We start from the raw sequence: 9,430 nt of genomic DNA on the forward strand, positions 1-9,430 counted from the left end.
GCCTTGACGTTCTCACTGCGGGTTATGAATTCACCGCAAACGAGTCGCACCACCCTACACCCTGCCCCTATCGTTCTTGGTCAACCTAATTCTCTACCTTAAATATGAGCAAATCTTTCAAAGTAAATAGCGCTAATCCTCAAGGATTTCGATTTGAGCAATTACAAAATCATAATGACGCAATTGGCAAGTACACTCACTCTCTTTTTACCCCCAATGGACTAACAGTTTTGTCCTTACTTGGTGCTTATATTTTGATGAGGGTGTTTTTTGGCGATGGTAACAAGAAGAAAATTGCTAGCTCTTATTGGGGTGGAGCTAAAGAAACTGCAACTGCTCAGAAAAAAGCCATCTTGCAAATCGTCAATCCCCAATGTGATAGTGCGGCACTTTACATTGGTAAGCATCAGGGAAAAGGTGGTGGCACTACTTTCTATATCCCTGATGTGCAAAGAGGTACGGCAGTCATCGGCGCTCCTGGTAGCGGTAAAACATTCAGCGCCATTAACCCAATGATTTACTCGGCAATTGATCAGGAATTTCCATGTATAGTCTACGACTTTAAGTATCCTTCTCAAGCGAAAGTTGCTGCCTATGCTAAATACAAGGGCTATGATGTTCACATCTTTGCACCGGGATTCCCTGAATCTGAAGTCTGCAATCCTTTAGATTTTCTCCGGGATAGTAGTGATGCCGAATCGTCCCGACAAATTTCAACCGTCATCAATAAGAATTTCCGACTTCTGGGCAATTCAACTGAAGATGGGTTCTTTGGCCCTTCGGGGGATCAGCTGACTCAGGCAATTCTAATGTTAGCTAAAGAGTTCGGTCAATTCGCAGATGTTATGACTTGCGCCGCGATACTTTCTAGCGAACAAATGGTCAAACGCCTGATGGCTGCTTCTCTCAATCCTTGGGTAAAAATTGCCTTTGGGCAACTGTTCAGTTCTGCTGCATCTGAAAAGACTGTTGCAGGCATTGTTGCAACTGCCAGTATTATGTTTACTCGCTTTATGGCGAAAAACACATTAGGATGCTTCATTGGAAAGACGACTTTACCTTTAGAAATTAAAGGTAAGCAAATGATTATCTTTGGGTTGGATAGAGAGCGCCGAGATGCAGTAGGGCCTCTCATGACCAGCATTTTACACATGACCATCGCCCGTAATATTGCCAAAAAACGGAAAGATCCACTGATCGTTGCACTGGATGAATTACCGTCTATTTATCTACCTGATTTATATAGATGGCTGAATGAATCTCGTTCTGAGGGCTTCTGCGGTATTATCGGCTTCCAAAATATGGGGCAGCTTGAGAAGAACTACGGTAAAGATATCGCTAAGGCGATCCTGGGGGCTTGCAGCACTAAGTTTATATTCAATCCTGGTGAGAACGAGTCGGCGCAATTATTCTCCAACTTCTTGGGTGATGAAGAGATTAAGTACAAGCAAAAAAGCCGTTCTACTGGTAGTAAAAATAATAGCACTAGTATTAGTGACCAAGAAAAAACTAGAAAGCTTTTTGAATCGGCTCAATTTCTGAAGTTAATTGCTGGCAAATGTGTTTTCATTAATCCTGCTTATGCTAATAGAAAGGAGGGGTCTGTTCCTTTACTCAAAACTATCAAAATTAATGAGTTACTTAAAAATATTGATAAATATAATCAACTTAAATGGGCAAGGATTGTCACTTTGCTAGCTAGGAAAAGTACACAGAAATTTCCCTCTCAGCAAGATTTAACTTTGCGAGTTAAGCAAGTTGATTCACGCTTCCCCATTCCCGAAAACCCTCAAGCTATTTCTAATAATTCTGGACTAACATTCAAAGAAGTCGGCAGCATGATTAATCAAAATAAATCTGATAGTGGAATTTGATTGTTATGAAAATGACTATTGAAGAATTGAAAATTAATAATTTTGAACTAATTCAAACATTATCTCAAGAAAAGATTTTAGCAAATGGTAGTTTTATTGATATTAGTCTGCCTCCTCTTCAAATTATTCAGGAGTTTAAGACTTTATCTAAAACTAGACGAAAGCTGAGGAATTTGGGTATATATACTATCATCAGCTTAAAAAACACTTATATCCAACTAAATCAAGAATCTTGTCTGAAAATTGTTAACCAATATATTCACGGTATCGGCTGGCATGATTTGCAGTATATCTGTTTTTTAGATATTCAAAAGGGCAATATTTATATTCATATTATTTTTAATCGCATTACACCCCAAGGTAAGCTCATCGATATCAAATGCTTGGGGGCTAACTGGCAACAATATGAGGTTCTGCGCCAATCTTGTTCTCTCATCATCGACAACCCTGTTCATAACAAATATTTGCAAAGGCGATTCTGCAACTGTTGCGGTTAGACAAGAATGTAGAAAGGAAAGGAAAAGCGAAAAAGAATGAATTTTAATCCGTTTACCCTTTACCCTTTACCTTTTACCCTTTACCCTTTACTCTGCTACACCCAAATAAATATGTTTGATGAACGACATTTGCAACTCACTTCCGCTTACGCTAGAGCTAGTCAGCATTTTATTAGAGCTTTTATTTATCCTTTAGGAGAGTTTATTTATAAATCAATCGAATCAGCTATTGATTTAAAATGTCGAATTGAAATAGGAGAAGAAACTTATTTCCTTACTCCTGATGAGGATGGTGGTTGGAAATGGTCTAAAGGTAACTTTGAAGGTGTAACAGATGAGGAAATAGAACAAGTAGAAGAGATGATGGCATATTTATTGCCTAAACTTCTCCCCGGTAGTAATGATATAACACCACCGAATTTCCCTCCTGATCCTGATTTACCTCCAGTTTTACCCAACCCCAATTCCCCCTTAATTCTTCCGCCTTCTGCCACATCTGTTGAGTTTTTAACTATACCATTCGATTCTCAAAATTCCCAGGAATATCTACCTATTCAAGACCAAGAAAATCTAGATTTAAATGCTTCCATCCATAGAAATGTTTTTTTAACAGGTGAAGATGAACTTAAAGATACATCATCACAATCAGATGAAGGGAGTGTTGATAATTCCCCTGAGTTTGTAGATGAGGATTTGATTAACCAAAGCAGCGCCAAGAATGAAGTTGATAACCAGAGTCACCAGAATGAAGTGATTAGTTCTTATGACATTGCAGATGATAATTTAACAACAAAGATTGTCATCGACCACACAATTCCTGTAACTAGTGAAAAACTTGAGCCACAAAATACTCAACATATCCCTCATCACCCAGAACATATTGATCCGCAACATTGGCACGAACTCGTAGTAGGCAGCGCGATCGCACCAGAAATTGCACATCTCAACTTCTCTAGTCTTCATTTTAGCTATGTCGGTGGCGAACATGAAGCTTGGGAACGGCTGATGATCAGCGACAAACTCTCACGTACAAATACAGGTAGCCTCTCTATTAGGCTTTTAGAACTCTATTCCCACCTAGATGCAGGTGGCTGGTGGTGTAATTCAGGAGTAGACCCGCGCACATTTGCTAATCTTACCCCTGGTGAGCAACCTCAAGTTAAAGAATGGGGATGTTATAAGCCAAACCGCCCCAGACCCAAAACCGTGAAAAAAGATGGGTTCACTGTTGCGGTTGAAGGCAAGTTCATCAAATATGAGCATCCACCATCAGTTGATTTGAGTATTTTCTTGCTAGATGTCCCAGGCGTGATTGCCCAAAATATTTACTCAAAAGCTGGAGTAAACCCCACCGACAGCGATCGCTTGAGCGGTTTTTGGTATTGTGTTTATACACACAATATCCCACTCGTCATTACAGAGGGCGCGAAGAAGGCGGCTAGTCTGTTAAGCCAAGGTCACGCAGCCATCGGACTACCGGGAATTTCCTCCGGCTATCGCTCACCTAAAAACGAGTGGGGCAAGAAAATTGGTGATTCCTATCTGGCTGATGAGTTAGCTGTTTTCGCAACTTCTGGTAGAGAAATCAAAATCTGCTTTGATTATGAAACGAAGCCTGAAACTAAGCTCAATATCCAAAGAGATATTTGGAAAACAGGAAGCTTATTACAAGAATTTGGTGCTGTCGTGAAAGTAGTAACGCTGCCAGGGCCGGATAAAGGTGTAGATGATTTTATAGTTTCACAAGGAAAAGAAGCTTTTGAAAAGTTATCTGCCGGGGCTATATCTTTAGAGGAGTGGCATCAAAATCAACTTGATAATTTACGTTTTACTATCAAGCTCAAGGATGGCACAGTCAAAACAATTGATCAACAAAAAGGAGACTCTACTGTGATAGATGATCCCGAATTAGAAGCAAACATTGGTGTATTTAAAAAAAGTCGTGCTAAATCACCTATTGACCCTGGTTCACAGATTATAGATATAAAAGTTATTGATTCAGACATTATCCATATAGATGTTGCCCCGGAGCTAGCCCAACCAACTGAAACTCCTGTAACTAGTTCTTCTTGGGCTAAAAAAGAAAATGTTACAGTTTATGAGCCTAATTTTTTTAGAAAGCGCCTAGAAGCTAGCGAGAATAAACAAATAGCTTTTGCTGCTTATACTTTGTTAAAAAAATATGGTGTTGAGGTTAAAGATGAACAACAGCAGACCAGTTGCAAAATCTACCATGCTGATGCTTTTGTAATTAAGAATCATGGTGCTGATAAATACAGTATCTATCGTCGTCATGATGATGTAGAGTTAATGACTTTTCAAGCTGATAAATGGGGACACGTAGGCAAGATTAAACTTTCCTACACAGAAATAGATGATGAGCCAAAAGTTTGGAGAGAAAAACAAATTAAAGAAGGCAGGAGGCAGAAGGCAGAAGGCAGAAGGGATAGCGAAGCGTTAGCGAGTCCGCGAGCGTCAGAATTTGACCCTGGCTCTAACCCCGCTCAATTCTTGTCCACCAAATCAGAGATTATGGTGGGGGACTCAGACCCATGTTCCCTCTGGTCACGGGCAGAGAGCGAAAACAGTATTCCTTCTGCCTCCTGCCCTCTGCCCTCTGCCTTTCTTGTTAACATTCTGCCTATTGAAAGGCAGGAGTTTTTGTTAGTGGCTGACTACCTGAAAGCTGGTAAAGAATTGCCCTCTGTTGATGAAGACCCTCGCAAAATAGCCTCTGTCGTTGGTTCAGTCTCTCCTAAAGGCACACACAATATTTTAGAAAGTTTCAAAGAAAACGAGGTATTAAAAATACTCACACAAACTATTACTAGCTTCGAGAAAGACGATTTAACCTTGGGCAATTACCGGATTATTTTTCGGCAAACTAGTGACAATACATCTACTCTGCAATTACTCAAAACTGAACACAATGGTACAAATCGGGAAGCTGTTCGCTTTCAGTTTGAGAAAACTGACACTGGTATGACTCATCAAGTCCAAGCGATGGCTATCACTGAAGCTGATTTGGAGAAGTTAAGACTGTTGGCTCAAAAACTGCATATTAATTACAAAGCATTATTTGGCAACCCGACAGACACCCGTGACATCGACTTGCCCGTTCATCCGGAAATTACCCGTAATTTAGACAAGGAGCAGTCACACCAATCTACGCCCAACGTACCAGATCGCAAGACACAATCAAATCCACAAGGAGTAAGCTCTAATTCTCCTTCTGCAAAACAACACAACGCTGTATCACACTCAACTACACCAACACCATCACAACCAACAAAACGGCCCAAACTTTCTTCTAACTTAGATAACGCTGTGCTACCACTACATCCAGTTTTGAAACAGTATTGGGAGCAGTTAGAAAAAGATGGTTCAAGTCATGAGACTGTAGCGCAAGGACATTTAGAATTTCAATCTAAAATTCAGCAAACTGGAAAATTAACTGTTGGTGAACAGCGTGAACTCTACCAGCAGATTCAAAATCTTGCCTGGAGCGAGATAAATCACTTTCGGCGTACTGATATTGTGCTTCCACCATTAGCCCACATTGTTAATGATTTGCGATCGCACCTTCTTACAGAAGCACAGCCACAGTTTTCTTCTGACCCAAAACTTGATACACCCGTGTCTCTCCATCCTGACATCGCCTCTCATTGGCACGATTTAGAAACGAATAAAACTTGGTCTAGTGTTGCCAATCAGTACAACAACCCTTTACGGGAAAAACTTTCAAAAACTGGCAAGCTGACTATTGGAGAGCAACGTGAACTTTACCAAAAAATTCTACTTCAAAGTCAATTCGAGCAGCACAACAAAGGGCAAACTGATATTTCTCTTCCTCCTTTGAGTGATGTGATTCAGGATTTGCTCAATTCTCGTAGCCAGGTTATTAACAATACCTATACGCCCAAGGTTGAAGTACATTCCCAAAAATCTCACACTCAACAACATACTACTAATTCACAGGAATTAGAATTGTAATACCTATGCAATCTAGCTCAGTGGCACAAACCATCACTATCATCAACCGCAACAGTGGCTTTTCTGACAACCAAATGGCCTACAGACTGGCGCTGATGATGGAGAAACACCCACCCTCACCGTCAATAACCCTCGCACTAGACACTACAGAGCGCGAAAATATTATTGGTGAGGTGAGAAATACTCTATCTCTTACGCAAAATGCTCAAAGTACTGAAGATTACAGGCTCTCACTCAAGCAAAAGTATTACCAAGAGTACGCCCAAAAATTGGGATTGGGTCAAGCTGACACCATAGAAGACAATAGTGCCAGAGTAGAAAATTTAGTTAATGAAAGAAAAAAGACGTTTTTAGACCAGATATTACAGTCTCAAGAGCGCAAGTTACCTTTAGTTGAGCATCAAAAACTATCACCAAATGAGACTGAAAATAATCAGGTTATTAAAAAATCTCTTATTCCTGCACTAATGAATATTATCGTTACAAAGGGACAAGATACTATTGGCGGTCGGGTCTATGAAGGCATGGCTTATCAATTAAATTTGTTGATGAGAGAAGGTATGCAGCGTCTGACTGTTTGGCGAAAAAGTGATAATCAATCGGCTTTTAGTGCTTATAAAGTAGAAGAAGAGGAAGAATACAAGGTAATACACAATCACCTTTCACCACAAGAAATACAAAAGCTGATCAACTTTGATATCAGACAGCAACAGCAACAGCCACCGTCACAGCAGCAACAAAACGAGCGATCTCCTGACGGGCCAGAGTTAGACTAACTAAAATACCCGACAAACAACCCAAGAATGTAAGCACTTACTAAGACATATCGCTTAGTCACCCGCTCGAATTGTGACCAGGGTGAGATGATGACAGCTAATACTATGTAAAACAATGCTTGTAGAAAATCGTTGTGCCCCAGTTTAATGATTGCCGCTATCATCAAAGCCACAAAAATTAGAAATTCCACTCCTGTTTCGATCCTGTCCCAAAGTTTCACATCATATAGGTAACGCATCTTGTAACCTCTGTGACTTGGGCAACATCCTACCATCAACCCCATAGATCCCGTCATCTTTGTAAGGAAATATAATGGTGAATTTGGTTCCTTGTTTGGCTACCGAGTTTACGCTTATCTTCAAACCATGAGCATGAGCCACACATAAGGCGATGTACAGTCCTAATCCCATCCCTGATTGATGTAATAAATTGCTATTTGGCGCTCGCCATAATGGGATAAATATATTTGATAGTTGTTCTGCGGCAATTCCACAGCCGGTATCTTCAATTTCGATCGCTAAATCATCTTCTTGATTGAGCAGCCTTAAAAAGATATCTCCGGCAAGAGTGTACTTAATAGCATTTGTCACAAAATTACACAGCATTCTGTCAATACTTATGCTATCACCCCGTACTTGCGTTCCATGCTTGTATGATGATTGAGTTTCGTAGTGGAGATTCAAGGAATGATACTGCGCTATTGGCTTGAATAGAGAATAAGTTGTTTGTAAAAAACTCAACATATCAAACTGAGCTACTGTTACTGGTTTAGCTTCTTGAGAGACTCTGTTAGCTTCAACCAAGCTCATACCCCGATCATTAGTATCTCGTAGGGCTATCAGAAATGGTCTGATTTCTTCTAAAGAGTATCCATAAGCGCCATCAATTAACTGATTTACAATCAACGATGCCCCTTTAAAAGAATTTGACACATCATGGAGTAAGGCTGATAAATCCAACTGTTTGCTTAAAACTTCCTGTTGCATAACTATGTTTCCAACGACAGATGGTTATTTTGGCTACTTTTATGAATAAATACTAATTATGTCTATAAGATTTGAGAATGTTTTTATTTTAGTTCTAAAAAAAATTATTCAATCAAGCTTTAGTAGTAAACTTTCTTCCATTTATCTGGGAAGAGTTCTTCTTGCTTATATTTTATATTACAGACACAAAAAGTAAAAGGCTTAACACCAACAACTATGTTATAAATATTGAGTCATCTTATAATCGAAGTGATCTATGATTCGATTAACGCTCATTGAGGATGAAGAACTCATTAGGTTGGGGATCACTACCGCTATCAATCAACAACCAGATATGGAAATGGTCGGCGTTGCTCGTACTGGTATTGAAGGGATTAATTTAGTTAAGGAATTAAATCCCGATGTGATTTTGGTGGATATTGGTTTACCCGACATATCGGGGCTAGAAGTGATCAAAGAGGTCAAAGTCAATAGCAAGACTAAAATTGTTGTTCTTTCTTCCCATTCTTCTCAAGGTACTGTTCAATCAGCTTTAAATGCCGGCGCTGATTCTTACATTCTCAAAAAGAATAATGTTCCTCTAATTTTGGAAGCAATTAAAACCACATTCTACGATAACAAGTCTTTTTTTGACCCTGATATTAGCCGACATAATTTTTTCTTCCAGCAGAAAGTTAAGGGGAAGAGTTACCAAGATCATCTTAGTGCCACTGAAATGCAAATTATCTCTTTGATGGCAGATGGTTCTTCTAATAAGCTGATTGCCGAGCGGTTATTTATTACTGAAAGTACCGTTAAAGGCCATATTAACAAGATTTTTGCAAAGTTAGATGTCAAGGATCGCGTCAATGCTCTGATTGAAGCTAGTAAACTTGGGTACATCGAACAAGATTACCTGAAAGTAGGTTAGCTACTTACTTACTTGAATTAAACAATAGCCTTGGGTTTTACTGCGTTGTGTTTGACAGGCTTCAATTGCTGCTTGATTCTTCAAGATAATTTGATACATTTGTTTACCCTCTTGGGATTTTGCCCACTGGAGAATCTTTATCTCGTTACGTGAGACTACTACTGACTGATTCGTTCCTATATTTTGCACCAGATTCCATGTGGTCAGCGAACCCAGCAAGGTACTGCCAGCCGCGACTAATCCACACACAAGAGATACTGTCCCCAATCCCCAGCCTGCCTGCACTTTCATGCCTGTGTCGGTGGGCTTGCTTTTTTTGATCTCATCACGCACGGCACTGGGAGCAACGCGATTTGGTGAGATCGGGCAAAAAAGCTGCGATCGCTAAAAACT

General features: G+C 39.9%; 8 protein-coding genes. 5 read left to right on the top strand and 3 right to left on the bottom strand.

All coding sequences use genetic code 11. The annotated features are described in order from the left end of the window. Positions 1 to 104 precede the first annotated feature (104 nt). From VB740_RS34350 to VB740_RS34365, 4 genes are all read left to right on the top strand, one after another. On the top strand, positions 105 to 1,874 hold the full coding sequence (locus tag VB740_RS34350) for a type IV secretory system conjugative DNA transfer family protein (RefSeq protein WP_323204289.1): 1,770 nt from the start codon (positions 105 to 107) through the stop codon (positions 1,872 to 1,874). 5 nt (positions 1,875 to 1,879) lie between these two features. Beyond that, the gene (locus VB740_RS34355) at positions 1,880 to 2,371 is read left to right on the top strand and encodes a relaxase/mobilization nuclease domain-containing protein (protein WP_265277459.1); all 492 of its coding nucleotides are present in this window, start codon (positions 1,880 to 1,882) and stop codon (positions 2,369 to 2,371) included. 111 nt (positions 2,372 to 2,482) lie between these two features. Further along, entirely contained in the window at positions 2,483 to 6,364 is a 3,882-nt protein-coding gene (locus VB740_RS34360) for a DUF3854 domain-containing protein (RefSeq protein ID WP_416291205.1), read from the top strand. Between the two features lie 5 nt (positions 6,365 to 6,369). Beyond that, a complete protein-coding gene (locus tag VB740_RS34365) occupies positions 6,370 to 7,140 on the top strand; it encodes a hypothetical protein (RefSeq protein WP_323204291.1) in 771 nt (256 codons plus the stop codon). Here the strand turns inward: VB740_RS34365 and VB740_RS34370 are convergent. Together VB740_RS34370 and VB740_RS34375 are read right to left on the bottom strand one after the other, a co-directional pair. After that, positions 7,137 to 7,379 carry a hypothetical protein gene (locus tag VB740_RS34370; protein WP_179070171.1) on the bottom strand — a complete coding sequence of 81 codons (243 nt, stop codon included), beginning with the start codon at positions 7,377 to 7,379 and terminating at the stop codon, positions 7,137 to 7,139. The genes VB740_RS34365 and VB740_RS34370 overlap by 4 nt on opposite strands. Continuing rightward, positions 7,363 to 8,127, bottom strand: a complete 765-nt coding sequence (locus VB740_RS34375; RefSeq protein WP_323204292.1) for a sensor histidine kinase — start codon at positions 8,125 to 8,127, stop codon at positions 7,363 to 7,365. The genes VB740_RS34370 and VB740_RS34375 overlap by 17 nt, the downstream gene beginning before the upstream one ends. 256 nt (positions 8,128 to 8,383) lie before the next feature. Here VB740_RS34375 and VB740_RS34380 point away from each other — a divergent pair, with 256 nt between their 5' ends. Beyond that, complete coding sequence (locus VB740_RS34380; protein WP_323204293.1) at positions 8,384 to 9,037, top strand: response regulator transcription factor; 654 nt, start codon at positions 8,384 to 8,386, stop codon at positions 9,035 to 9,037. Here the strand turns inward: VB740_RS34380 and VB740_RS34385 are convergent, their stop codons facing one another. Further along, positions 9,038 to 9,328 (bottom strand): hypothetical protein, encoded by a 291-nt coding sequence (locus tag VB740_RS34385; protein ID WP_323204294.1) that lies wholly within the window; start codon positions 9,326 to 9,328, stop codon positions 9,038 to 9,040. Positions 9,329 to 9,430: the final 102 nt, after the last annotated feature.

Source organism: Nostoc sp. UHCC 0251, assembly GCF_034932245.1.
In the GTDB taxonomy this organism is placed as follows: domain Bacteria; phylum Cyanobacteriota; class Cyanobacteriia; order Cyanobacteriales; family Nostocaceae; genus Nostoc.